Annotated in this window: 27 protein-coding genes; 14 read left to right on the top strand and 13 right to left on the bottom strand. The window is 32.6% G+C overall.

The genetic code is table 11. The features are described 5' to 3' along the window. Positions 1 to 537 (top strand): 5-(carboxyamino)imidazole ribonucleotide mutase, encoded by a 537-nt coding sequence (gene purE / locus EW14_RS00990; RefSeq protein WP_042849669.1) that lies wholly within the window; start codon positions 1 to 3, stop codon positions 535 to 537. Between the two features lie 15 nt (positions 538 to 552). Here the strand turns inward: purE and cysC are convergent, their stop codons facing one another. Then, positions 553 to 1176: an adenylyl-sulfate kinase gene (gene cysC / locus EW14_RS00985; RefSeq protein ID WP_042849668.1), complete on the bottom strand. Its 624-nt coding sequence runs from the start codon at positions 1174 to 1176 to the stop codon at positions 553 to 555. A gap of 42 nt (positions 1177 to 1218) precedes the next feature. Continuing rightward, positions 1219 to 1530 (bottom strand): translation initiation factor SUI1, encoded by a 312-nt coding sequence (locus EW14_RS00980; RefSeq protein WP_042849667.1) that lies wholly within the window; start codon positions 1528 to 1530, stop codon positions 1219 to 1221. Between the two features lie 48 nt (positions 1531 to 1578). Here EW14_RS00980 and trpB point away from each other — a divergent pair, with 48 nt between their 5' ends. Beyond that, a complete protein-coding gene (gene trpB / locus EW14_RS00975) occupies positions 1579 to 2823 on the top strand; it encodes a tryptophan synthase subunit beta (RefSeq protein ID WP_042849666.1) in 1245 nt (414 codons plus the stop codon). Here the strand turns inward: trpB and EW14_RS00970 are convergent, their stop codons facing one another. Further along, positions 2824 to 3174: a rhodanese-like domain-containing protein gene (locus EW14_RS00970; protein ID WP_042849664.1), complete on the bottom strand. Its 351-nt coding sequence runs from the start codon at positions 3172 to 3174 to the stop codon at positions 2824 to 2826. It lies immediately after the preceding gene. Positions 3175 to 3263: 89 nt separating this feature from the next. On the opposite strand from EW14_RS00970, the gene EW14_RS00965 reads away from it, so the two are divergent. The 8 genes from EW14_RS00965 (at position 3264) to EW14_RS00930 (ending at position 10230) form a co-directional block, all read left to right on the top strand. Beyond that, positions 3264 to 4724: a hypothetical protein gene (locus EW14_RS00965; RefSeq protein WP_042849663.1), complete on the top strand. Its 1461-nt coding sequence runs from the start codon at positions 3264 to 3266 to the stop codon at positions 4722 to 4724. A 124-nt stretch (positions 4725 to 4848) separates the two neighbouring features. Further along, positions 4849 to 5994, top strand: coding sequence for a citrate synthase (locus EW14_RS00960; protein ID WP_042849662.1), 1146 nt, complete (start codon positions 4849 to 4851; stop codon positions 5992 to 5994). A gap of 75 nt (positions 5995 to 6069) precedes the next feature. Continuing rightward, positions 6070 to 7188: an NADH-quinone oxidoreductase subunit NuoH gene (gene nuoH, locus EW14_RS00955; RefSeq protein ID WP_042849661.1), complete on the top strand. Its 1119-nt coding sequence runs from the start codon at positions 6070 to 6072 to the stop codon at positions 7186 to 7188. 68 nt (positions 7189 to 7256) lie between these two features. Further along, positions 7257 to 7883 (top strand): NAD(P)H-quinone oxidoreductase subunit I, encoded by a 627-nt coding sequence (gene ndhI / locus EW14_RS00950; protein ID WP_042849660.1) that lies wholly within the window; start codon positions 7257 to 7259, stop codon positions 7881 to 7883. 13 nt (positions 7884 to 7896) lie between these two features. Next, a complete protein-coding gene (locus EW14_RS00945) occupies positions 7897 to 8496 on the top strand; it encodes an NADH-quinone oxidoreductase subunit J (RefSeq protein WP_042849659.1) in 600 nt (199 codons plus the stop codon). A gap of 18 nt (positions 8497 to 8514) precedes the next feature. Further along, a complete protein-coding gene (nuoK, locus tag EW14_RS00940; RefSeq protein ID WP_032567656.1) occupies positions 8515 to 8835 on the top strand; it encodes an NADH-quinone oxidoreductase subunit NuoK in 321 nt (106 codons plus the stop codon). Between the two features lie 9 nt (positions 8836 to 8844). Continuing rightward, positions 8845 to 9756 (top strand): NAD(+) kinase, encoded by a 912-nt coding sequence (locus tag EW14_RS00935; RefSeq protein WP_042849656.1) that lies wholly within the window; start codon positions 8845 to 8847, stop codon positions 9754 to 9756. Continuing rightward, positions 9757 to 10230: a CYTH domain-containing protein gene (locus EW14_RS00930; RefSeq protein ID WP_042849655.1), complete on the top strand. Its 474-nt coding sequence runs from the start codon at positions 9757 to 9759 to the stop codon at positions 10228 to 10230. It begins immediately after the preceding gene. Positions 10231 to 10471: 241 nt separating this feature from the next. On the opposite strand, the gene EW14_RS00925 is transcribed toward EW14_RS00930, so the two are convergent. Continuing rightward, positions 10472 to 10750, bottom strand: a complete 279-nt coding sequence (locus EW14_RS00925) for a helix-turn-helix transcriptional regulator (RefSeq protein ID WP_025922768.1) — start codon at positions 10748 to 10750, stop codon at positions 10472 to 10474. Between the two features lie 77 nt (positions 10751 to 10827). On the opposite strand from EW14_RS00925, the gene EW14_RS00920 reads away from it, so the two are divergent. Further along, positions 10828 to 11718: a methylenetetrahydrofolate reductase gene (locus tag EW14_RS00920; RefSeq protein WP_042849653.1), complete on the top strand. Its 891-nt coding sequence runs from the start codon at positions 10828 to 10830 to the stop codon at positions 11716 to 11718. On the opposite strand, the gene EW14_RS00915 is transcribed toward EW14_RS00920, so the two are convergent. The 5 genes from EW14_RS00915 to EW14_RS00895 all read right to left on the bottom strand — a co-directional run bounded on the left by EW14_RS00915 (position 11702) and on the right by EW14_RS00895 (position 18382). After that, positions 11702 to 12880 carry an NDP-sugar synthase gene (locus EW14_RS00915; RefSeq protein WP_042849652.1) on the bottom strand — a complete coding sequence of 393 codons (1179 nt, stop codon included), beginning with the start codon at positions 12878 to 12880 and terminating at the stop codon, positions 11702 to 11704. The genes EW14_RS00920 and EW14_RS00915 overlap by 17 nt on opposite strands. A gap of 44 nt (positions 12881 to 12924) precedes the next feature. Next, the gene (locus EW14_RS00910; RefSeq protein ID WP_042849651.1) at positions 12925 to 13749 is read right to left on the bottom strand and encodes a segregation/condensation protein A; all 825 of its coding nucleotides are present in this window, start codon (positions 13747 to 13749) and stop codon (positions 12925 to 12927) included. Between the two features lie 123 nt (positions 13750 to 13872). Beyond that, complete coding sequence (locus EW14_RS00905) at positions 13873 to 15477, bottom strand: NAD(P)H-quinone oxidoreductase subunit 4 (RefSeq protein WP_042849650.1); 1605 nt, start codon at positions 15475 to 15477, stop codon at positions 13873 to 13875. A gap of 121 nt (positions 15478 to 15598) precedes the next feature. Continuing rightward, on the bottom strand, positions 15599 to 17620 hold the full coding sequence (locus tag EW14_RS00900) for an NAD(P)H-quinone oxidoreductase subunit 5 (protein ID WP_042849649.1): 2022 nt from the start codon (positions 17618 to 17620) through the stop codon (positions 15599 to 15601). A gap of 33 nt (positions 17621 to 17653) precedes the next feature. Further along, a complete protein-coding gene (locus tag EW14_RS00895) occupies positions 17654 to 18382 on the bottom strand; it encodes an NnrU family protein (protein ID WP_042849648.1) in 729 nt (242 codons plus the stop codon). Positions 18383 to 18465: 83 nt separating this feature from the next. On the opposite strand from EW14_RS00895, the gene EW14_RS00890 reads away from it, so the two are divergent. After that, positions 18466 to 19410 carry a LysR family transcriptional regulator gene (locus EW14_RS00890; RefSeq protein WP_042849647.1) on the top strand — a complete coding sequence of 315 codons (945 nt, stop codon included), beginning with the start codon at positions 18466 to 18468 and terminating at the stop codon, positions 19408 to 19410. A gap of 5 nt (positions 19411 to 19415) precedes the next feature. On the opposite strand, the gene EW14_RS00885 is transcribed toward EW14_RS00890, so the two are convergent. After that, positions 19416 to 19964 carry a DUF3172 domain-containing protein gene (locus tag EW14_RS00885; RefSeq protein ID WP_225866649.1) on the bottom strand — a complete coding sequence of 183 codons (549 nt, stop codon included), beginning with the start codon at positions 19962 to 19964 and terminating at the stop codon, positions 19416 to 19418. Positions 19965 to 20035: 71 nt separating this feature from the next. Further along, the gene (gene ndhM / locus EW14_RS00880; protein ID WP_042849644.1) at positions 20036 to 20383 is read right to left on the bottom strand and encodes an NAD(P)H-quinone oxidoreductase subunit M; all 348 of its coding nucleotides are present in this window, start codon (positions 20381 to 20383) and stop codon (positions 20036 to 20038) included. A gap of 90 nt (positions 20384 to 20473) precedes the next feature. Between ndhM and pds the strand changes: the two genes are divergently transcribed. Together pds and EW14_RS00870 are read left to right on the top strand one after the other, a co-directional pair. Further along, a complete protein-coding gene (gene pds / locus EW14_RS00875) occupies positions 20474 to 21871 on the top strand; it encodes a 15-cis-phytoene desaturase (protein ID WP_042849643.1) in 1398 nt (465 codons plus the stop codon). Positions 21872 to 21909: 38 nt separating this feature from the next. Continuing rightward, complete coding sequence (locus EW14_RS00870; RefSeq protein ID WP_042849642.1) at positions 21910 to 22818, top strand: phytoene synthase; 909 nt, start codon at positions 21910 to 21912, stop codon at positions 22816 to 22818. Here EW14_RS00870 and EW14_RS00865 read toward each other — a convergent pair whose 3' ends face one another. Both EW14_RS00865 and EW14_RS00860 read right to left on the bottom strand, forming a co-directional pair. Further along, complete coding sequence (locus tag EW14_RS00865; protein WP_042849641.1) at positions 22819 to 23238, bottom strand: RNA-binding protein; 420 nt, start codon at positions 23236 to 23238, stop codon at positions 22819 to 22821. 58 nt (positions 23239 to 23296) lie between these two features. Next, positions 23297 to 24514 carry a CCA tRNA nucleotidyltransferase gene (locus EW14_RS00860; RefSeq protein WP_042849640.1) on the bottom strand — a complete coding sequence of 406 codons (1218 nt, stop codon included), beginning with the start codon at positions 24512 to 24514 and terminating at the stop codon, positions 23297 to 23299. Positions 24515 to 24520 lie beyond the last annotated feature (6 nt).

Raw genomic sequence — 24520 nt, 5'->3', positions numbered from 1 at the left:
TTGTCAGAATTGAATTCTAAAGATATTTATAAAATTGCTGTCGTAATGGGTAGTGATTCAGATCTAAAAACATTGAAACCAGCCATTGATATTTTAAGAGAATTTGGAATAAAAACTGAAGTTTCTATACTTTCTGCACATCGAACACCTATTGAAATGATGGAATATGCAAAAAATGCAGAATCAGAAAACATAAAAGTAATAATTGCCGGAGCTGGGGGTGCTGCTCATCTTCCAGGAATGCTGGCATCCATAACGTGCATTCCTGTAATTGGCGTGCCAGTAGAGAGTAAGACACTTAAGGGGATTGACTCTCTTTTATCAATCGTTCAAATGCCCGCTGGAATTCCAGTTGCAACAGTTGCAATTAATGGAGGTCAGAATGCTGGATTATTGGCAATAGAGATGATCAGTTTATTTGATGAATCCATAAAGAAAAATTTGAAAGAATTCAGAGAAAATCTACATTCACAGGTAAGAACTAAAAATAGTAAGTTATCAAATATTGGACCTAACAATTATCTTCAAAATAATTGAACTAATATTTTTCTATTAGGCCTTGTTAAGAAAGTTTTCTTTTTTAAGGTAGTTAATAATTTTTTCAACGGAATCATTTAAATCTAACGAACCTGTTTCAACAACAATTTCGGGATTAAGAGGAGCTTCATATGGACTAGAAATTCCTGTGAATTCCTTAATTTCACCCAAGCGAGCTTTCTTATAAAGACCTTTAGTATCCCTATTTTCGCAAACTGTGATATCAGCAGCACAATAAACTTCAATAAAATCTTTAGATCCAATAATTTTTCTCACCTTATCTCTATCACTAATAAATGGCGAAACGAATGCTGTAATAGTTATTATCCCAGCATTCATAAATAAATTGGCAACTTCGCCAATTCTTCTTATATTTTCTTCTCTATCTTCATCCGAAAAACCAAGATCTTTACATAAACCGTGTCTAATATTATCTCCATCCAACACATAAGTCGAAAAACCATCTAAGTGTAAAACTTCATTTAAAGCGTTGGCCAAAGTACTTTTCCCAGAACCAGATAAACCTGTAAACCAGATAACCATACCTTTATGACCTCTCATTTGCTCTAACTTTTCTCTATCAATAGTTAAGTTGTGCCACTTTATATTGGTTGACTTTGTTTGATTTTGTTCTTTCATTTTTTACTTCATCAAAATTAAAAACCTATCCTAACCCTTGCTTCATAAATTATGAAATCCCTCTTTACGAAGAAACTCAATTGATTTCGATACCATATCGCCTTGTAACTGGATATTTCTATCAATTAATGTTCCTCCAGTCCCACAAAAAACTTTGATTTTTTTTAGTAATTCTTTTAATAAGATTTCATCATCAGTGCCTAAACCTCTAATTAAAGTTATAGTCTTGCCCTTTTTACCTTTTTTTTGTTTTGAAATATTTATTTTTGATCTTTTATTAAAAGTATCTACCTTAGCTGTTTCTTCAGATTTCTTTTCTTGATTATCAAATTCAATCCAATTCTTTTTTCCCATTATTTTCAAAATAATCTATAGTTAGTTAATACTTATTCTATAGAAAAAGTGGTAAGTACATTTTCTCGCAAAGATCAAAACTATAGAAATGACGATTTAAATCAACCCTCCAAAGAGGGAAGATTTGGAAAATATGGTGGTCAATATGTTCCTGAAACGCTAATGCCCGCTCTTTTTGAGCTTGAAGACGCTGCATCTAATGCATGGAAAGATAAACTTTTTGTAGAAGAATTAAATCATCTACTTAAGACTTATGTAGGAAGAGAAACACCACTTTATGAAGCCAAAAGACTTACTGAACATTACAAAAATAAACAAGCAACTCCTAGAATATGGCTTAAAAGAGAAGATTTAAATCATACTGGGGCTCACAAAATTAATAATGCTCTTGGACAAGCTTTATTGGCAATAAGAATGGGCAAAAAAAGAATAATTGCAGAAACTGGAGCAGGTCAGCATGGGGTTGCTACTGCTACTGTTTGTGCGAGATTTGGCTTGAAATGTATTATCTACATGGGTGCTGAAGACATAAAAAGGCAATCCCTCAACGTTTTCAGAATGAAACTTTTAGGAGCTGAAGTTAAAGTTGTAAATTCTGGAACTGCAACACTTAAGGATGCTACTAGTGAAGCCATTAGAGATTGGGTTTCTAATGTCGAAACCACACACTACATTTTAGGATCTGTTGCAGGCCCACACCCTTTCCCAAAGATTGTGCGAGATTTTCATGCAGTTATAGGTGAAGAAACTAAAAAACAATGTTTGGAATCATTTGGGTCTTTGCCCGATATTTTGCTTGCTTGTGTAGGTGGGGGATCAAATGCAATGGGGCTTTTCCATCCTTTTGTTAAAGAAACTTCTGTGCGTCTTATTGGAGTTGAAGCCGCAGGAAGCGGAGTTGATACTGATAAACATGCTGCCACTATCACTAAAGGGTCAGTTGGAATTTTGCATGGATCAATGAGTCTTCTCTTGCAAGATGATAATGGCCAAGTACAAGAGGCTCACTCAATAAGTGCAGGTTTAGATTACCCTGGAGTGGGACCTGAACATAGCCATTTAAAAGATATAGGTAGAGCAGAATATGGATCAGTCACAGATCAAGAAGCTTTAGACGCTTTAAAACTTGTTAGTGAACTAGAAGGAATTATACCTGCACTTGAAACTTCCCATGCCTTTGCTTGGCTAGATAAATTATGCCCTAGTCTTGAAAAAGATACTCACATAGTTATCAATTGCTCTGGTAGAGGCGACAAAGATGTTAATACTGTTGCATCTTCATTAGATATTTAATCAATACCTAGGAATTGATGGGTCAACATATCTACTCCATCCATCAATACCCTCCTCTAAATTCCATATTTCGCTCACAATATTTTTATCTAAGCACCACTGACAAAAGTTATAACTTCTTATTCCTGCATGACAGGTAACTACAATTTCTCTGTCTAATAAACCAGCGAATATTTCTTCAACATTTTCAGATGTGACTTTACTAATTGGTATATGTAAAAATTCTTTTGAGAAACGAGCTATTTCAAGCTCTGTCTGTTCTCTTACATCAATCAAAACTGGATCTTCTTTCTCGGAATTATACCAATCATTGAGAGTAGAAGCATTTATAGATTTTGGATAACTTTCCAATTTATAGGATAAATTGTGTGTTATTTACAATTTAATAAATTAAGTTGCAGTAAGAAGTTTATTGTTAAAAATAAAAATAAACATTGATAATGAAACTTAGGTTAGTAGCAATAATACTATTATTATCTTTATTAATTTTGTTTGGTTTTAAAAAAGTTTCTGCTAATAAAAATAAGGTGCAAAGTACAAATATTGAGCAACTAAATATTTTAAGGTATGTACCTAAAAACAATAAATTATTATTTATTTCAAATTTAGATAGTTTTCATATTTTTAATAATAATGAAAAAGATAAAAATCCAACAAAACAAGATGACTTTGTTTTAATAAAAGACTCTATATTAGATTACTTAGGTATAGATCTAGGCAACAATAAATTAGAAGATATCTATAATAATGAACTTATAATCTCATTTTTTGAAAATAATAAAAAACTTAAAGATGATATTTTGATTATTTTTAAAATTAAGCCAGAAAAAACAATAGACGATTTATTAAATTTGCCTAATGAAATTGATCAAATTGATGAGATAATTTCAATTAATAGAGAAAACAAAATAAATTTCCTTAACTATATATACCGAACCGACGATAATTATATAATTGCTTCATCAGATAAAAAATTGATCGAAAATAGTATTAACTCAAGTAATGATTTTAAAGAAAAAAAATTTCAATATGAAGGAGAACTTTTTGGACTCAAAAATCAAAAAAATATATTATTTACAAAAAAATTTGGGGAAAGTATATTTTTTGATAGAGAAATTTTTACTAATAAAAATGAGGATATTGTAGCTACTACATTTGATTTAAAAAATAAACATTTAATTTTAAAATCATATTTACTAAATAATAAAAAAAATATTGATATTCTTGCTTATGATAAGTTTATAAATAAAGAAAATACGCATAAAGATAATCCTCAAGTTTCAATTTTTACTGAAATTAAAAATTTTGAAAAATATCTAAAACCTTTTATAAATAATTTTGAAAATAGTTTTTTTGAAGATTTTAACCAAAAAACAAATCAAAACATCTTAATTCTCAATTCAAAAAAAGATTGGCTTTTTACATTTGAAAAAAATACTGAAAATCAATTTGATTTAAGTGCTTTGAAAAAACTAAAAGATTTCAACAAATATACTTTAAAACAAAATGAAGATATTTACTCAATATACTCCAAAGATATTCTTGAAGAAAAAAACAATTCAATAAAAGAATTAACTTTTGAAAATATCTATTCAATAGAATCAGGAGGTTTGCAATTCATAAGTAATTTTTTAATAGATAGTAAAAAACTAGAAACGATCTCAAAAAAATTTTTCAACCTAAAAAGTTATAAAGATAAATCTACTTTTCTTTTTGCCAAAGTTGATATCAAAGATGAAAATTCCAATAAAATTAATTATTTACCTGATTTGGAGGATCTTAATTTTCTCATTAGAAATATTTTAAAAATATCAAATGAAGAATATCTAGAAATCATAAGTCAATCTATTCCAGAAAAAAATCCAATTCTTTATACAGAAACAAGTTTTAAAATACCTTAATAAGGTTATTCAAATAAGATACAAAGACAATTATTTGAAATTTTTGTGAAGTTAATAACTTGTGGTTAATTAAAAATTATTTGACTATCTTTAATCTATAAGTATTTGATATTGAATTAAGCAATTGGACAATAAAAAACTAATTTTAAAACCAGGATTAGAGGGTGTCCCAGTTACTAATTCATCTATCTGTGATATTGACGGCAACAAAGGTAAATTATTGTACAGAGGCTACTCAATTGAGGAACTATCCAAAAAAAGCAGTTTTTTAGAAACTGCATACCTATTGATTTGGGGTGAATTGCCCACAGCTATTCAACTTAGAGATTTTGAACAAGAAGTTCAGATGCATCGAAGGTTAAGTTTTAGAGTCAGAGATATGATGAAATGTTTCCCTGCAACAGGTCATCCTATGGATGCTCTTCAATCTAGCGCTGCTTCTTTGGGGCTCTTCTATTCGCGAAGGGCAATAGATGATCCTAATTACATCTACAACGCAGTCATAAGGCTAATAGCAAAAATACCCACAATGATTGCTGCGTTTCAACTTATTAGAAAAGGACAAGACCCAATTCAACCTAGAGATGATCTAACTTACTCATCAAATTTTCTTTACATGCTGACTGAAAAAGAACAAGATCCTATAGCTGCAAAAGTTTTTGATAGGTGTTTAATTCTACATGCCGAACATAGTTTAAACGCCAGTACATTTAGCGCTAGAGTTACTGCAAGCACTCTTACAGACCCATATGCCGTCATCGCCTCTGCAGTAGGAACCCTTGCTGGCCCATTGCATGGAGGAGCAAATGAGGATGTGATTGCAATGTTAGAAGAGATTAAAACCCCAGAAAATGCTGGTTCTTTTTTAGATAACGCAATAAAAAATAAAAGTAAGATAATGGGCTTCGGCCACAGAGAGTATAAAGTCAAAGATCCAAGAGCAATAATTCTTCAAAAACTGGCAGAAGAGCTTTTCATTAGATTTGGAGCAGATGAGATGTATGAAGTTGCTAAATCACTTGAGGCAGAGGCAATACCAAGACTCGGTCCTAAGGGTATATTCCCTAACGTGGACTTTTATTCTGGTCTTGTTTATAGAAAACTTGGTATTCCTCGTGATTTATTTACTCCAATTTTTGCCATATCTAGAGTGGCTGGTTGGTTAGCTCATTGGAGAGAGCAACTTGGAGCAAATAGAATTTTCAGACCATCGCAAATCTACACAGGTTCAGCACCAAGAGATTGGATCAGTCTAGAAAACAGAGAATAATATTTGCAGCTTTTCATAAAAAACACACATATTGTTTGTGAAGAGTTAATCTATTAAGTAAATAACATAAAAATTTTGGAATACGGATTAGATCTCGAATATAGTTTTAATGAATTCTTAAAGGGTTTTGGCCTTTCCAGCGAAATCGCTCATATAATCTGGCTCCCTCTCCCTATGCTTTTGGTTTTGGTGGCGGCAGTAGTTGGAGTGTTAGTAACAGTTTGGCTTGAAAGAAAAATATCTGCTGCTGCTCAACAAAGAATAGGTCCTGAATATGCGGGAGCGCTTGGTGTCCTTCAACCAATTGCAGATGGTCTTAAGTTACTTGTAAAAGAAGATATTATTCCTGCTAAAGCAGATGGAATTCTGTTCACTGCAGGACCTATATTAGTTCTAATTCCAGTAATTCTGTCCTGGCTAATTGTTCCTTTTGGACAAAACCTTTTAATAAGCAACGTTGGTATTGGAATTTTCCTATGGATCGCTTTAAGCAGTATCCAGCCAATTGGACTTCTCATGAGCGGATATGCATCAAATAATAAGTATTCTTTATTAGGAGGTTTAAGAGCAGCAGCTCAATCAATAAGTTATGAAATTCCTTTAGCTTTATCTGTACTGGCTATAGTACTAATGACAAATTCTCTAAGCACTATTGACATTGTCAACCAACAAAGTGGTGCAGGAATCCTAAGTTGGAATATATGGCGACAACCAGTTGGTTTTATAGTCTTTTGGATTTGTGCTCTTGCAGAATGTGAGAGACTTCCTTTTGACTTGCCTGAAGCTGAAGAAGAATTAGTTGCAGGATATCAAACTGAATATGCAGGAATGAAATTCGCATTGTTCTACCTTGGTAGTTACATTAATTTAATCCTTTCAGCTTTATTGGTATCAATACTTTATCTAGGAGGATGGGGTTTTCCTATTCCAGTTGAATTAATAGCTAAGTTTCTAAATTTGCCAATTAATGCACCCTTCATACAAGTTTTCACTGCATCAATAGGAATTGTAATGACTGTATTGAAAGCTTATCTTTTAGTTTTCATTGCAATTTTATTGCGATGGACAACTCCTAGAGTAAGAATAGATCAACTATTAGATCTAGGATGGAAGTTTCTTCTTCCAATTTCTCTTGCTAATCTTTTGATAACTGCAGGATTAAAACTTGCTTTTCCACAATTCTTTGGTGGTTAAACTTAAGTAAAAATACTTAAATTTAAAATTAATCCACTAAAATAAAATAACTAAGTAAATTCTTCAAAATGAAAAATTTCCTTCAACAAATAAATAGCTATATCAAAGAAGCATTTAATGCTGGCAAATATTTATATAATGGCCTATCAGTTACTTTTGATCATCTTCGAAGAAGACCTGTTACTGTCCAATATCCATATGAAAAATTAATACCCTCTGAAAGGTATAGAGGGAGAATACATTATGAATTTGATAAATGTATTGCTTGTGAAGTTTGCGTGAGGGTATGCCCCATAAATTTACCAGTAGTTGATTGGGTAATGAATAAAGAAACCAAAAAAAAGGAACTTAGAAATTATTCTATAGACTTTGGAGTTTGTATATTTTGCGGAAATTGTGTTGAATATTGTCCAACGAATTGCCTTTCAATGACTGAAGAATATGAATTAGCTACTTTTGACAGACACAATCTAAATTTTGATAATGTTGCACTTGGTAGGTTACCTACAAACGTCACTACAGATCCTTCAGTTAAACCTCTAAGAGAACTTGCCTATCTTCCTAAAGGTGTAATGGACCCTCATGAAATCCCATCTTCAGATACTAGAGTTGGTAAATTACCTGAAGAAGTCTATGATTGGATGAGACCAGAATCCAACGAAAATAAAGATAAAGTTTCTAATCCAAACAATTAATTTCCTTTAATTTATGTCCATTGCAATAACAACTCAAATTATTTGTTTTACAATTTTATCTTTAGTTATCCTTATTGGAGCACTTGGTGTTGTATTGCTCGAAAGTATTGTCTATTCTGCCTTTCTTCTAGGGGGAGTTTTCATGAGTGTAGCAGGATTATATCTTCTTTTAAATGCAAGTTTTGTTGCTGCTGCACAAGTTTTAGTTTATGTGGGTGCAGTTAATGTATTAATAATCTTTGCAATAATGTTAGTCAATAAAAAAGAAGATCTAAAGCCTATCAATGACATTAAATCGAGAAGAATCATATCAACATCAATATGTTTAACCCTGCTAAGCCTTTTAATAAGAGTTGATTTGACAAATGTATGGAGCCTCTCAAGTCCTCAAAACTCTATAGGAGAAGAATCAACTATCAGAATTGGTGAACATCTATTTAGTGATTACTTACTACCATTCGAAGTAGCATCAGTTTTACTGTTAATGGCAATGATTGGAGCTATTGTTTTAGCTAGAAGAGATGTAATGAGCAAGGATATTTCCACTGGATTACCTGTTGATCAAGAATTAATTGAAAAATCATCAGAACCATTACTTACAAATAAAAATTAACCTTTCCTCTTTCTTATGATGAGTTTAGAATCAATTCCTATTCAAGCATTTTTAATAGTATCTTCAGCACTATTCTGTATTGGGATTTGGGGATTATTAAATAGCAGAAATGCAGTAAGAGTTCTTATGAGCATTGAGTTAATGCTCAATGCAGTAAATATAAACTTAATGGCATTTTCTTCCTATGTTGATAATAATTTGATTCAAGGACAAGTTTTTACAATTTTTGTGATTACTGTCGCTGCAGCAGAAGCAGCAGTTGGATTAGCTATTTTATTATCTCTTTATAGGAATAGGGTGACTGTAGATATGGAAAGTTTTAATTTATTAAAATGGTAAAACCACTAAATGAAACTTTCATTAGTGCTTATTGTATATCGTTCAGATAGTTCTATAGCTCAAGAGGCTTCTAAATTCTGTGAAAAAGTTCTCAAAGCTAAAAATATAAAATCACACAGACTTGAAAGTGATTTTTATAAAAATGAAATTGAAACATATTTTTGTAATCAAGAATTACAACCAAATATTGGCATAGTTCTTGGTGGAGATGGAACCTTCTTAAAATGTGCAAATGCTTTAGCTGATTATGATATTCCTTTGTTGAGCATTAATATCGGTGGTAATCTGGGTTTCCTTACGCAAGAAAAAGATTTTTTATTTGACCAATCTTTTATTGAAATCCTTGAAAAAGAAGAATATAAAATTGACTTTCGTAATAGATTAAATTGTAATGTTTGTATTAATGGAACAAGTTCTGAGAAAAAGATTATAAAAAGCTACGGTGCCTTAAATGATTTTTATTTTAAATCTGTTGAAGAAGACATTTCTCCAACCAACCAAATACAAATTGAAATAGATAACGAAAAGGTTAATGAATACAAAGGTGACGGATTAATCATATCTACATCTACTGGTTCAACAGCCTACTCAATGGCTGCAGGGGGGCCAATAGTGCACCCAAATCTTGATGCAATGATAATTAACCCTATATGTCCGATGAGTTTGGCTAGTAGACCAATAGTTATACCTAATACAAGTAAGGTAATAATTAAACCCGTAAAAAAAAGTAAAGGGGAAATTAAATTATGGAGAGATGGTTCAAAATGTATGACCATTAAGGAAAATTATTATTGTGAGATCAAAAAAGGGCAATCACCCTGCAAAATAATAAAGTTTAAAAAAAGCACGAGTTATTATAATACACTAATAAAAAAACTAGATTGGAAAGGTGATTTATCTCAAAAAAATCTCAAAAATTAAATGGCCTTAGAGATAGAAAGAAGATTTCTCATAAAAAATGATAATTGGAAAGAATTCATAAACAAAAAAATTTATATTGAACAAGGATATTTATCCAATAGTTTAGATGGTTGGATTATCAGGGTAAGACTTATAGGCAAAAATTCTAAAATTGCACTAAAAAAACATATCAAGGGCTTTACCAACTTTGAATATGAATACTCCATTCCAAGAAGCGATGCTGAAACAATAATGTCAAATCTTTCACATACACTTAAAAAAGACAGATTCTTTTTAGAAATTGAAAAAAAATCTTGGATTGTAGATTGCTTTAAAGAAAATAATTATCCACTAGAAATCGCAGAAATTGAACTTTCTAATGAAGAGGAAGATTTATTTCTTCCATCTTTCATTTCAAAAGAAATTACTGGGCTGACCCATTACTCCAATTTCAGTCTCGCTAATAATCCTTTTTCAGAGTGGAAAGAAGACTAAATAACAACTTTCAAAAATAACTAGTCAAAGGAGTCATTCATCCTTTATATTTTCTTTATATTTAAGCTAAGTAATTTTTATTTTCTTCAGATGTATGGTCTTTACGACAAAGAAGGAATATTGAGATTTATTGATTCAGACAAGGACGCATGTATTGCATATGCTGAACTCTTCGAACTAGGTTCGACAAATTATTGTCTAATTGATTTTGCTAATGGTACAAACAAGGTAGAGGTTAACACTAATCTTGATCAGAGTCTGGGAGTGCACAACAATTAAATCCATCTCTACAAATTTTGCCGTTGTCCATTGCCCAATTCAAAAGTGCTACTCTGTTTTTAGAACCAGTTTTTGTAAACATATTACTAACATGATTATCAACAGTTCTTTTACTAATAGTTAGTTTTACCGCAATTTCTTGATTTGTAAGTCCATCAGCTACGAGATCAATGATTTCCATCTCTCTGGCTGAGAGACCCATCATATCAATGTTGTTTACTTCTTCTTCAACCATTTGCATTTAAACAGTTCCTTTTTTATATTAATTAAGTTTAGCAATCTCAGTACACTTGTTAACTAACTAGGAAACAAAAGCAATTGAAATCAAAACTTCAGCAGACCTTAGAAAAAAGATCTAAGGTAATTACGGCAGAATTAATGCCGCCAAGAGGTGGAAGCCCCATAAGATCTCTTAAGATAGCACAACTTTTGAAAGATAAGGTACATGCTGTTAACATTACTGATGGAAGCAGAGCTGTAATGAGAATGTGTAGCTTAGCAATGTCCAAACTATTACTGGAAAATGGGATAGAACCAGTAATGCAAATTTCTTGCAGAGATCGTAATAAAATTGCTTTACAATCAGACATCTTGGGAGCAAATGCTTTAGGAATTAGAAACATCTTATGCATTACCGGTGATTCAGTAAAAGCTGGGGATCAACAAGATGCCAAGGCCGTTCATGAGTTTGAGTCAGTTAGACTGCTTCAACAAATTCAGGCTTTCAATAAAGGAATTGATCCTACGCTAGGAGAACTTTCCGATAAAAAAACATTTATTTTTGCAGGTGCTGCAGCTGATCCAAGTTGCAGAAATCAAAGAAGTTTAGAAAATAGAATGAGGAAAAAAAAAGAAGCTGGAGCTGGATTTATACAAACTCAAATGGTTATGGAAAAAGAAAATTTGATAGAGTTTTGTGAAAAAATTAGCAATCCTCTTGAAATTCCTGTAATTGCAGGTGTATTCCTTTTAAAGTCTTACAAAAACGCTCTCTTTATCAACAAATACGTTCCAGGCGCAAACATCCCTGAACATATCTTAAATCGTCTTAAAGATGCTAAAGACCCTTTACAAGAGGGTATTAAAATTGCAGCTGAACAAGCTAATGATTTTATTAATATCGCAAATGGTGTTCATCTAATGGCCGTAAAAGCAGAGCATTTAATTCCTGAGATTATTGAAAAAGCTGATCTTAGTCTGGAATATTAATCAAATCAGTACCTAATAATTCTGCCATAGCTTTCTGCTGAGGCGATGGCTCAGTTAAATCAGATCTTCTTGAATCTGCTATTAACCAATCTAAAGATGCATCTTGCAAATCAAAATGATCTCCATTTTTCCCTACACAATATTTACCAAAAACTAACTTATCCATAAGTCTTACACCTTTACCAATCTTAGAATAATCAAAAATAATTGAGTTATCTATAGTTGCTCCCTCGCAAATGCAACAACTTGGTCCAATCATTGAAGGGCCAATAATAGTTGCTCCATCCTCGATCCTAGTCATGCCTCCTATATATACCGGGCCAGTAATATTAACCTTTTCCCAGTTAGCCGCTACATTTAAACCTGTAAAAACTCCTGGTTTTATTTCCTTTCCTGGTATTTGCACTTGTCTTACCTTACCTTGCAATACATTTCTAATAGCACTCCAATAATCAGGAACTTTTCCAATATCTACCCATTCAAAATCCATTGGTAATGCAAAAAATGGTAAATCCATTGCAACAAGTTTAGGGAAAAGATCAGCTCCAATATCAAATTTCTCTGCTGAAGGTATGTAATTAAAAATTTCGGGTTCGAAAAGATAAATTCCTGTATTTATAGAGTCACTTAAAGCTTGATCAACTTTTGGCTTCTCCTGAAAAGCCTTTATTCGGCCATTTTCATCAGAAACTACGACACCATAACTTGATACTTGATCTTTAGTTACCTTCTTCGTTATTAAGCTCGCAATAGCACCTTTCTGCTTATGTTTTTTAACAGCTTGAGTTAAATCTAAATCAACTAAAGCATCACCACATAAAACAACAAAAGTTTCATCAAAGAAACTTTGAAAATCCTGAATTTTCTTTAATCCTCCTGCGGATCCCAAAGCATCACCTATTAATTCTCCATCTTCAATTCTTCCCTCAAAACTATAAGCAATTTCTACTCCAAATCTTTGCCCATCTCTAAAATAATTTTCAATTTCTTCAGCCAGATGAGAAACGTTTACCATTATTTCCTTAAAGTTGTGTTCTCTTAAAAGTTCCAAGAGAAACTCCATAACAGGTTTTTGCAAAATCGGAATCATCGGTTTTGGAATTACATGCGTAATAGGCTGAACACGTGTGCCTTTACCTGCAGCAAGTATCATTGCCTTCATAAATTCAAAACCATTTTTTAAAATTATACGTTATCACTATTAAGCTAATAAGCAGCCGAGGTAGAGACATTGCTTACATCAAGATTTTCTATAGGTAATTGAGCTAAGCCACCATCAGGTATTATTCTTTTAATTTGAATAGGACCATATAAGGAATTAATTTGTTTAATTTCAATTTTGTTTTCAGATGATAAAAATAACAGAGCCCAAAAAACGCCCAAACGATCTTTATCTAAATCATTTTTTACAACTGTTTGCCATTTTTTGACTAAATATTCAAAATCTGTCCATTGCAATGCTTTTTCCCATCCTTCAATAAATTTTCCTAATGCTTTAGTGGTTTCTGGAAGTTTCTCGCGATGTGCTAAAGATTTTACTTGAGAAATTAAAGCCTTATCAGAATATTTTTTATTTCTTTTTCTCTTCATAAGTAGAAGATCTTGGGTTTCTATAACTTCTGCTATGGACTCTAACTGACTTACAAGTTCTCCCAATGTTGTTGTACGTTTAAGAATTGGTTGTGCAATTGATCTTCTCCTTAGATATTTTTCAGGATATTTTGGAATATCAAATTCTTTATCAATCCAATCTTGATCATCCAAATCAAATTCATCTTCAAAATCTGAAGAATTTTCTTTGAAAACATCAGATTCCAAAACCTGAGCCTTAAGATTAACTAGTACGGAAGCCGCAAAAAATGCTTCGCTGGTCTCAGCCAAATCCTTATGATATGAGATTTGATTATTTGAAGATTGATTAAAAGTATGTGTATATTGCTCTAAAAAACTATCAATTACACTTATTACATCAATATCCCATGGATCAAGCTCACCTTTACCTGCGGCGTCTTGAAGAAACTTAATCAACAATCTAGGACCTAATTGTTGCCTATCAATAGGATTGAAATAGGATATTTTAAAATTGATAAAATCTACTCACAAGATATCTTTTAATTTATTTAATGCCAAACAATATTGCATTAATTTAAAAAATTATATTGTTGGAGCTTTTAGGATTTCATTTGATTTAGTTCCTGAAAAAATATTTGTTTTCATAGCTCCTTTAACAGCAATCAAATCTCGATCAACCAAGTTATTGATAGATGCAATATAACTTTCAGTAACTAATCTTGGGTACAAACCTATTCCAATAATCGGTAAAAGTAAACAAGCGATTATATAAACTTCCCTTGGCTCTGCATCTATAAGTTTACGTTCTTCTATTAATTTAGGATTTTCTTTACCAAAGAAAATTTCTCGTAACATTGACAGTAGATAAATAGGAGTAAGTATTACACCTATAGCAGCTAAAGAAGCCATCACTACCCTAAACGGAAGGGTATACACTTCATCAGTAACAAATCCTGTAAATACCATCAATTCAGAAACAAATCCACTCATACCAGGCAAAGCTAGGGACGCCAGGGAGCAAGCAGTCCATAGGGCAAACATGATCCTCATTTTTTGTCCTACACCACTCATTTCATCAAGTTTAAGAGTCTTTGTTCTGTCATAGGTGGCACCAACAAGAAAAAATAAACTTGCACCGATTAATCCATGACTAACCATTTGCAGCATAGCTCCGCTTGTTCCAAGGCTACTAAAGCTCCCTATACCAATAAGAACGAAACCCATATGACTTATCGAACTATATGCAATTTTTCTTTTAAGATTTCTTTGAGCAAAAGAAGTTAATGCAGCATAAATTATATTGACTACCCCTAGAACTATTAATAATGGGGCAAATTGTGCATGAGCAACGGGTAATAATTGTGCATTAAATCTTAAAAGAGCATATCCTCCCATCTTTAATAAAATTCCTGCTAGAAGCATATGAACAGGAGCTGTAGCCTCTCCATGAGCATCTGGAAGCCAAGTATGAAGAGGTACGATTGGTAATTTTACTCCAAATGCTATTAGAAGCCCGACATAGCATAATATTTGGAATTTTTGACTAAAATCTTGAGCTGCCAAGTGAGAAAACTCAAAGTTAGGAATTTCTGTACCATAGAAACCCATTGCTAACGCTGCCAGAAGAATGAAGATAGAACTGCCAGCGGTATAAATAATGAATTTTGTTGCTGCATATTGTCGATTTTTGCCACCCCATATAGCCAGTAATAAATAAACGGGAATCAGCTCAAGTTCCCAAGTTAGAAAGAATAAAAGCATATCTTGAACGGCAAACACAGCAATTTGCCCACCATCCATAACCAATATCAAAAAGAAAAATAACTTTGGTTTGAACTTGACTGGCCATGCAGCAAGAACTGCTAAAGCAGTTATAAAACTAGTTAATAATATTAAGGGCATAGACATGCCATCAGCGCCAACAGACCAGGTAAGACCTAAATCAGGGAGCCAACTAATATTTTCTTTCAGTTGAACATTTTCATTACTAATATCAAAGCCATTTATATATGAACCTACAGTTATTAAAAAAGTTATTAATGCAATAGACAATGCAAACCATCTCACCTCTTTGCCATCCCCTTTATCTGGGAAAAAAGGTATCACAAATGCACTAGCAATTGGGAATAAAATTGAAGCAGATAACCAAGGGAAATTAGACAATCCAGCTCCCAATGTTCCCAACATTTGTGTCGCAAAATGTGTATAAAAATAAGTACTCAATTTAATAAGAAATTTATCTTAAATAAAGTCTAGAAATTTTCTGTATTTTTTCACCCCAATGGACAGTGAAGACACACAATTGTAATTAAGATACTTGTGGAGATTGAAAACCAAATATAGCAACTAGTAGAATTACACCACCAAAAACAATAAGAGCATAAAATTGAGCCCTGCCAGTCTCAAAATATTTTAAACCTTCTCCACTGCCTAAAGTTACAAGTCCAGTAAGATTTACGACTCCATCAACAACCTTAGAATCAACCTCTAAGACTTCTTTAGCAAGTTTTCTACTACCCTTAACAAAAAGTTTTTCATTAATATCATCTAGATACCATTTATTTACTAAAAATTGGTTAATACTAGGAAACCTTTCGGCAAATAAAACTGATAAATTAATTTTTTTCACAAAATATGCCTGATAAGCAATAATGATTCCAGCTAATGCAATAAGTACTGACGCAATTGCTAAAGGCAAAAATTCTTTTAATTCGAAGGCTTTTGCTGCAATCTCTGCCTCTTCAGGATCTAGTAAATTTGCAATTTTGCTATCCCATGGAAGTCCCATAAAACCGATAATTAAAGACGGTACAGCTAGAAATACTAAGGGAAATGTCATCGACCATGGTGACTCATGAATAGAGCCATGCTCTTCATGCTCTTCCTCATTTTCTTCATCTATGCTTGTTTTAGAGGCTATTAGAAGCTCTTTTTGCAATTCTTTATTCTCTCCTCTGAAATCTCCTTCAAATGTCAAGAAATAAAGCCTAAACATATAAAAAGCAGTCATACCAGCTGTTAGAAGTCCTACGAACCAAAAAGCTGGAAATGATATAAAAGCATTTCCGAGTATCTCGTCTTTACTCCAAAAACCTGCCAATGGGGGAATTCCACTAATTGCTACACAACCTATTAAAAATGTTACTGATGTATATGGCATTTTTTTTCTTAAACCGCCCATCAATCTCATATCTTGAGCCAATACAGGCTGATGTCCAACTACTTCCTCCATAGCATGTATTACTGAACCAGATCCCAAAAATAACATTGCTTTAAAGCAAGCATGAGTAACTAAATGAAAAATTCCTGCTACTGGTGCTCCACAACCCATTGCAAGCATCATATAACCAAGCTGAGAAACTGTGCTGTACGCTAAACCTTTTTTTAAATCCATTTGGGTCAAAGCTATAGAGGCTCCTAAGAAACAAGTAATGGTTCCAACTAAAGCGATAATAAATTGAATAGAGGGGAATATTGAGTACAAAGGTTGTAGCCTCGCTACAAGAAATATTCCTGCAGCAACCATTGTTGCAGCATGAATAAGAGCAGAAATAGGTGTAGGGCCTTCCATCGCATCAGGCAACCACACATGAAGAGGAAACTGAGCAGATTTTGCCATTGGCCCTAAAAAAACTAAAAAACAAAGTAGTAAAGCAGCCCAAATGGGTATCGAATTATCAGATATTGATTGCGAAATTCCAGTAGCTATTTCATTAAAATCAAAACTATTTGTTGCCCAAAACAGGCCAAGAATTCCTAGTAATAATCCAAAATCTCCAACTCTATTAACAACAAATGCTTTTTGTGCAGCGTGTGCAGCGCCATCCCTGTCATACCAAAAACCAACCAATAAGTAAGAACACATCCCGACTAATTCCCAAAAAACATAAATTTCTAATAAATTTGGACTAACTATTAATCCCATCATGGAACTACTGAATAATGCTAAATATGTAAAAAATCTCACATAACCTTTGTCATGAGCCATATAACCATGAGAGTAAATCATTACCAGCAAAGTTATTGTAGTTACTAACGCAAGCATTACACTACCCAAAGGATCAAGAACAAATCCCATTGGAATTGTGAAATCGCCAGCATTTGCCCATACAAATAATTTTTCAACTGGTTGATAACCACTAACTTGTTCAATTAGAGCTTTATAACTAATTACTGCAGAAATCCCAACTAAAGAAATAAGACCTACAGAAACTATTTCTCTTGAATTATTAATTTTCTTGTTGATGCTTATTAGTCCTAAGCCAGAAAGCACTGCTCCAATAAGTGGAAAAACAGGAATTAACCAGGCAATTTCTGAAGCTTGAGGCATGTTTTAAAGGGCTTGTAGTTTGATTTTAAACTGTCAATTGAAAAATTCAGACAAAAATGATGAATTAAATGTTTTTACAGCAATATTTATGTACTTATGAGACCACCAAAGTACTCCTATTGCAATCAATATACCAAGTTGAGAAAACCTAAAGAATTCTCTAATCTTAAATTCTTGCCTACCTTCAAGTATTGCCATAAAAGGAATTATGGAAGTATTTTTTTTAAACTTTTCAAATTCTTCTCCAAATCTATTTGATAATCTCTTATCCCCATGCCAAATTGCAAAAAGATGATGCAAAATTAAGCCAATAGAAGTTATTAATGTAAATGATGTTCCAATCCATAAAGTATGAGCAAAACACCAAATTATCTGACCAAATGCTTGTGGGTGTCTTGTGATTCTCATTATCCCAGTTCCATAAATTCGTACTTTAGGTTTTAAAAGCGACGGAATTTCTAACAAATTGTAAGTAGCGGGATATAAAAATAAAAAACTTATTGCAGTTAAGATCCAAACCACCATAAACACGAAATTATTACCTTGAAAATTCCATAATCTGATTCCGTCATATCTATGAGCCAAAAAATAACTAATCAAGATTACTGCAGATGGCAAACTTAAAAAAACAAAACATAACCGCCATAACCTCGGGCCCATAATAGATTCTGCCTTGATTCTTAAGGCAGCTCCACCACTATGAATTACAGCAAAAATCAAAATCAAAAATAAGATTATTAGAGAAGTTTTATGAGTCTCCATACATTTAAATTATTCAAAAAACTTTTGTTCTTAACAAGAATGCTTCTAAGCATTAGAATTATAAGTAATTGTAGGCATAATAGATGCCAGAATTACCATTTACACTCGACCAATTAAGAATATTAAAAGCTATTGCAGCTCAAGGAAGTTTTAAAAAAGCTGCAGACCTCTTATATGTGACCCAACCTGCAGTAAGTTTACAAATACAAAATCTAGAAAAACAACTTGAAATCACAATTTTCGACAGAGGTGGTAGGAAGGCTCTATTGACTGAAGCAGGGAGACTATTGCTTGATTATTGCGAACGAATTTTGAATCAATGCGACGAAGCTTGTAAAGCTATTGAAGATTTAAATAGCTTAAAAGGTGGAACCCTTGTGATTGGAGCCAGCCAAACAACTGGGACCTATTTAATGCCTAGAATGATAGGCCTATTCAGACAAAAATACCCTGATGTATCTGTTCAACTTCAGGTTCATAGTACTAGAAGGACTGGTTGGAGTGTCGCCAATGGACAAATTGACTTAGCTATTATTGGCGGACAATTACCTGGAGATTTAGAAAATTTGCTACAAGTAATTCCATATGCAACAGATGAGTTGGCATTAATTTTACCTTCTAAACACCCACTTTCCGCCAAAAAAGAGCTTCTAAAAGAAGACTTATACAAATTAAATTTTGTAACATTAGACTCTCAATCTACAACAAGAAAAGTGGTAGATAAACTTCTTCGAGATTCTGGGCTTGATGTTCAAAGATTAAAAATAGAGATGGAATTAAACTCTCTTGAAGCGATCAAAAATGCAGTTCAATCAGGTTTAGGGGCTTCTTTTTTGCCTGTTGTTTCTATTGAAAGAGAATTATCCGCTGGAACAATCCACAAAGCATTCGTTGCTGACTTGGAGGTTAAAAGAGAACTTAAATTAATTACTAATCCGTCAAGATATACATCAAGAGCATCAGAAGTCTTCAAGAAAAATATTCTTCCTCAATTTGCAAGTTTAGCAAGCCCTTTAAGAAGAATATAATTTTATCAAAACTGAATTGCTTCTTTGTTTATACCTACTCCGCCGTCTTCAGCTTGTCCATCGCCTTTTATTATAAATTTATTCTCGTTTACATCAGTCTGATAAACGCACTTAACTATTGGCTTATCTCTTATAGAACCAATATAAGCAAAAGTATTCATCCTTTGCTTACATTCTCTTACATCTTCGTTACTAATCGCTCCCTGTTTTTGTAAAACAGTCCAATTTTCTCTTCTGATTACACAACCTGGCTGAAGAGCTGGTTGCGTAACAAAACTCGTAGATGGATTCAGAGTTGTATACATTTCAACATCTATTACGAAAGCACTAGCTCCCCATTGTCTACAAAATTCAGGGTCTGGAACAGCCATATCCAATTGTTGTTGACTTGCTATATTTCCCTGTCCGCCATCTGTTGTACTAGTAATAGCACTCCCAATACCAACTCCTAAAATTAAGACTCCAGCAAGTATGGCAATAGTTCCTGTATTAATATTGATCTTTTGTTCAGAAGAACCAGGTAATCTCCCGTTTCTTTCTCCATACGAATCCATGTCTCTTGGATTTGGAGGATAATAACTTCTATTTGAGCCTCTCCTTGGCCTTCCATTAGGGGGTTGTCTATTCACAGCAATTCATTTGTCTTTGGTAAACCCATTGAATAATTCATTACTCTACAATCAGGGTTGTAACTTAGTTGACCTTTCTGAAGCAAGAATTTGATTAAACCTTCGATTTCAGATCCTATTTTTCGAAGTTCATAATCATCTAGATCCTTTCCTGATCTCTCTTTTATTAATTCATTGAATTTTTCATTAATTTTGTCTAGAGAATCTTCGTTCCAAATAAATTCGTTATCGGGATCTAGATCAAGAGTCAGTTTGTTGGGATGAAACTGTAATTCATTATCAACTACTTCAGCAGTAAAAATTCTTACATGTCTTGTAGTTGATTTTAAAAGCATTTTTTCCATAATTTTACAAAATAATCAACGAAAAAAACTATTATGTTCTAACTTTAATGTAGCTTATTAGTAAGTGTTAATTTATTTCTTGATTTAATAATGCGTGTTGTTATTGCTGGTGCAGGTTTAGCAGGTTTATCTTGTGCTAAATATTTAGTCGATAATGGACACATTCCTATCGTACTCGAAGCTAGAGATGTTCTTGGTGGTAAAGTTGCCGCATGGAAAGATGAAGATGGAGATTGGTATGAAACTGGTTTGCATATATTTTTTGGAGCCTACCCAAATATGTTGCAACTTTTTAAGGAATTAGATATTGAAGATAGACTCCAATGGAAAAGTCATTCAATGATTTTTAATCAGCCATCAGAGCCGGGTACTTACAGTAGATTTGACTTTCCCGATATACCTGCTCCTGTAAATGGAGTTTCGGCAATACTTAGCAATAATGATATGCTTTCATGGAACGAAAAGATTCTATTTGGATTAGGTTTAGTTCCTGCAATGTTGAGAGGCCAAAAGTACTTAGATAAATGTGATACGAAATCATGGACAGATTGGCTAAAGGAACACAATATTCCAGAAAGAGTTAATGATGAAGTGTTTATAGCTATGAGTAAAGCACTAAATTTCATTGGGCCGGATGAAATATCATCTACAGTTTTATTAACAGCACTAAACAGATTTTTACAAGAAAAAAATGGTTCTAAAATGGCATTCCTCGATGGAGCTCCTCCAGAAAGACTGTGCCAACCTATGGTTGATTATATAACTGCTCGTGGTGGAGAAGTTCACATGAATAGTCCATTGAGGCAAATCAACCTTAATGAAGACAGCAGTGTTAAAAGTTTTACTATTGCCTCTTTAGATGAAAACGAAAAGAAAGAGCTTACTGCCGATGCTTATGTCAGTGCAATGCCTGTAGATCTTTTTAAATTAATGATCCCCAATCAATGGAAAGGGTTAGACGCCTTTTCTAAATTAGATGGCTTAAATGGTGTGCCAGTCATCAATATCCACTTATGGTTTGACAAAAAATTGACAGATATTGACCATCTACTATTTAGCAGATCGCCACTTCTCAGTGTTTATGCAGATATGAGTATTACATGTAAAGAATACGAAGATCCAAATAGATCAATGCTTGAATTGGTTTTCGCACCAGCAAAAGATTGGATAAACAAAAGCGATCAAGACATCGTTGATGCGACTATGGAAGAGCTGAAGAAGTTATTCCCAACACATTTCATGGGTGAAGATAAGACAAAATTAAGAAAATACAAAGTTGTTAAAACTCCAAGATCTGTCTATAAGGCTGTTCCTGGTTGTCAAGCTTTTAGACCTAGTCAAAAATCCCCCATAAAAAACTTCTTCTTAGCTGGTGATTATACAATGCAAAAATATTTAGCATCTATGGAAGGAGCTGTTTTAAGTGGTAAATTATGCGCGGAATCAATTAATAAAGAGTATTCCAAAAAGCCTCAAAATGTTTCTTGATAACATTTACAAAATTTATTAAATTCAGCTAAAACTTTTTGAAAAATTCTATTTCTCAACTAGATCAAGCATATGAGATATGCCGAAAAGAAACTCAACAATGGGCTAAAACCTTTTATTTGGGAACTCTTCTATTACCTCACGAAAAGAGAAAAGCTATTTGGGCTATCTATGTATGGTGTAGAAGAACTGATGAAATAATGGATAGCGTAGAAGCCTCAACTAAATCTCAAGATGAGCTTTCAGATAATCTAGATGAATGGGAAGAAAATACTAAAAACGTATTTAAAGGGAATATTAAATCTGAATTAGATTCAGTTTTATTAGATACCATCGAGAAATATCCACAAAGTATTCAACCTTACCTAGACATGATAGAGGGCCAGAGAATGGATCTGAATAAATTTAGATACAAGAATTTTGATGAATTAAAACTTTATTGTTATAGAGTCGCAGGGACTGTTGGTTTAATGACTCAGAATGTTATGGGGATTGATAGCGCTTATACATCAGCCCCTTGGAGTGCTTTACCTGACCCTTCTGAAGCAGCAGTAGCTTTAGGTATCGCAAATCAATTAACAAACATTTTAAGGGATGTGGGAGAAGATAGACACAGAGGAAGAATTTATCTCCCACAAGAGGATATTGAAAAATTTAATTATTCTGAAGAAGAACTTCTAAAAGGAAAAATAAATAAGCAGTGGAAAGCACTGATGAACTTTCAATTAATAAGGGCTCGTGAATGGTTCCATAAGTCTGAGGATGGTATTAAGTGGCTATCTTCTGACGCGAGATGGCCAGTATGGACATCCTTACGTCTTTACAGAGGAATATTAGATTCTATTGAAAGGTTAGACTATGATGTTTTTAATAACAGGGCTTTTGTAAAAAATTCAGTAAAAGCTATCGAGATTCCAATATCTTTTTTAATTTCTCGAATTAAATAACTATGCAGGAGTTTTTTGATTAGCTAGCAAATCTTTTAATTTAGATAGTTCTCCAGCCCATCTTGGATCAGGAGCTTCTAAGTTAGGAGCATCACTGTGAACAATTTTCTTAAAGTCTTTCCTCTTCTTATTCTTATTTAATTTTCCACTATTTTTTTTATTTGAAGCAGAATCTTTCTTTTCTGATAGCTCTACTCTTAATTTAGAACCATTAAATTCAAAACCGTTTAACTTTTGAATTAATAAATTAGCATTATCTTCATTATTAGTTGTCGCAAAACCAAACCCCCTACATTCCTTAGTTTCTTTATCTAGAACTGCTTTAAATCTAATCGAATCAGAAACTGACTTTAAGAGTGTATCAAATTCTTTCGGATTAAATCCTTGAGGTAAGTTGCCAATGTAAATGCGAATACTCATAAATTTTTAAAAATGATTTTGAAGTCTGAACTTCTAAACAAAACTAAGCTATGTGTATTTAATCACATTTTGGCGCATTTTGTTCAATCCATCGCTTTGCTTTATAAATAGCTTCATCAAAATTATTCAATCTTTTATATGCAAGTTCCTTAGAAAGATACTGTAAAAGCTCGCCTAAGATAGGCCCTTCCTTTATTTTCAAATTTTTTTTAATTACATCACCATTAACTAAGTTTGAAGGATGAAATAATTTATCATCTTTGTCACGCCATCTATGAAGCCAATCTATTTGTAAGTTTTGAGGTAAGTAAAAAATAAAAGCTGGAAGAAACATCTCTAATTCTTGATGCAATTTGAATCTATCTAATTCATCTAACTGAGCGGTATTTTTTTTCTTCAAAAAAAAGTGCCATTTTCTTAATAACTTAGTTTTTGCAATTACAGCTTTACTAAATTCAAGTTTCTCTAAAGAAACAACATCTAAAATTTGAGTAATAAAAAATAATGGTAAAAAATTTTCTTTCTCTTCCTGATCCAGTTCTGCATAATTAATTTTCTCTAAATCCAAAAAAAAAGAATCTTCACATAAATTATTAATATCAAATATATTTAGTTTTTTTATCAACAAAACTGCATCAAGAGCATTTGCTCCATGCACTATTCTCCGTATTTCATAATTAATCCTCTCTTTAGCAACAAGATATAATTTCCCTTTATTGTTTTTTATAAATTCAACCAATTTTAGATCGACTTTGAAATTCAACTCTGAAACAAACCGAAAACTTCTTAAAATTCGTAACGGATCATTTATTAAATTGTTTTCAGAATGAGTTCTAAGCAAAGAAATCTCTAGATCTTTAAGACCATTTAATGGATCAAACAAAATCTTCTTATCAAATAAAAAAGCAATTGAATTTATCGAAAAGTCCCTACTTACTAGATCGCCCTCGATCGTGGAACAAATCTGATTAGTAATATCAATATAAATATGATTAAGTATAACTCTTACTACTTCTCTGTTTTCATCTAGAATTATAAATTTTGATCCAGTATTATCTGCAATCTTTTTCCCAATCTCAATTGCATTTAAAGGTACCACAATATCAACATCTACCTTTTCACTCTCTCTTCCCAAAATAATATCCCTTATATAACCACCAACCAAATATGATCTTTTAGGTAAAAAACCTAATATAAAATCCAAATTATGAAATTTAATACTTTTTTCTAATTCATCAATTATTAGTGTATGATCTTTGAGAAAGCTATTTTTCATTTTTTT

Origin of the sequence: Prochlorococcus sp. MIT 0604, assembly GCF_000757845.1 — a bacterium.
Lineage (GTDB): Bacteria > Cyanobacteriota > Cyanobacteriia > PCC-6307 > Cyanobiaceae > Prochlorococcus_A.
Note: the sequence above shows the minus strand (reverse complement) of the source record. Positions and strands in the feature narration are given on the sequence as shown.

Coding starts and splice junctions, on each gene's coding strand:
- EW14_RS00865 (WP_042849641.1), bottom strand. CDS start 23,238: ATGAGTATTCGCATTTACATTGGCAACTTACCTCAAGGATTTAATCCG.
- EW14_RS00945 (WP_042849659.1), top strand. CDS start 7,897: ATGTCCATTGCAATAACAACTCAAATTATTTGTTTTACAATTTTATCT.
- EW14_RS00860 (WP_042849640.1), bottom strand. CDS start 24,514: ATGAAAAATAGCTTTCTCAAAGATCATACACTAATAATTGATGAATTA.
- EW14_RS00925 (WP_025922768.1), bottom strand. CDS start 10,750: ATGCAAATGGTTGAAGAAGAAGTAAACAACATTGATATGATGGGTCTC.
- EW14_RS00905 (WP_042849650.1), bottom strand. CDS start 15,477: ATGTTGGGAACATTGGGAGCTGGATTGTCTAATTTCCCTTGGTTATCT.
- EW14_RS00930 (WP_042849655.1), top strand. CDS start 9,757: ATGGCCTTAGAGATAGAAAGAAGATTTCTCATAAAAAATGATAATTGG.
- pds (WP_042849643.1), top strand. CDS start 20,474: ATGCGTGTTGTTATTGCTGGTGCAGGTTTAGCAGGTTTATCTTGTGCT.
- EW14_RS00900 (WP_042849649.1), bottom strand. CDS start 17,620: ATGCCTCAAGCTTCAGAAATTGCCTGGTTAATTCCTGTTTTTCCACTT.
- nuoK (WP_032567656.1), top strand. CDS start 8,515: ATGAGTTTAGAATCAATTCCTATTCAAGCATTTTTAATAGTATCTTCA.
- EW14_RS00885 (WP_225866649.1), bottom strand. CDS start 19,964: ATGGATTCGTATGGAGAAAGAAACGGGAGATTACCTGGTTCTTCTGAA.
- EW14_RS00895 (WP_042849648.1), bottom strand. CDS start 18,382: ATGGAGACTCATAAAACTTCTCTAATAATCTTATTTTTGATTTTGATT.
- cysC (WP_042849668.1), bottom strand. CDS start 1,176: ATGAAAGAACAAAATCAAACAAAGTCAACCAATATAAAGTGGCACAAC.
- EW14_RS00965 (WP_042849663.1), top strand. CDS start 3,264: ATGAAACTTAGGTTAGTAGCAATAATACTATTATTATCTTTATTAATT.
- EW14_RS00980 (WP_042849667.1), bottom strand. CDS start 1,530: ATGGGAAAAAAGAATTGGATTGAATTTGATAATCAAGAAAAGAAATCT.
- EW14_RS00915 (WP_042849652.1), bottom strand. CDS start 12,880: ATGAAGGCAATGATACTTGCTGCAGGTAAAGGCACACGTGTTCAGCCT.
- ndhM (WP_042849644.1), bottom strand. CDS start 20,383: ATGGAAAAAATGCTTTTAAAATCAACTACAAGACATGTAAGAATTTTT.
- EW14_RS00935 (WP_042849656.1), top strand. CDS start 8,845: ATGAAACTTTCATTAGTGCTTATTGTATATCGTTCAGATAGTTCTATA.
- ndhI (WP_042849660.1), top strand. CDS start 7,257: ATGAAAAATTTCCTTCAACAAATAAATAGCTATATCAAAGAAGCATTT.
- EW14_RS00890 (WP_042849647.1), top strand. CDS start 18,466: ATGCCAGAATTACCATTTACACTCGACCAATTAAGAATATTAAAAGCT.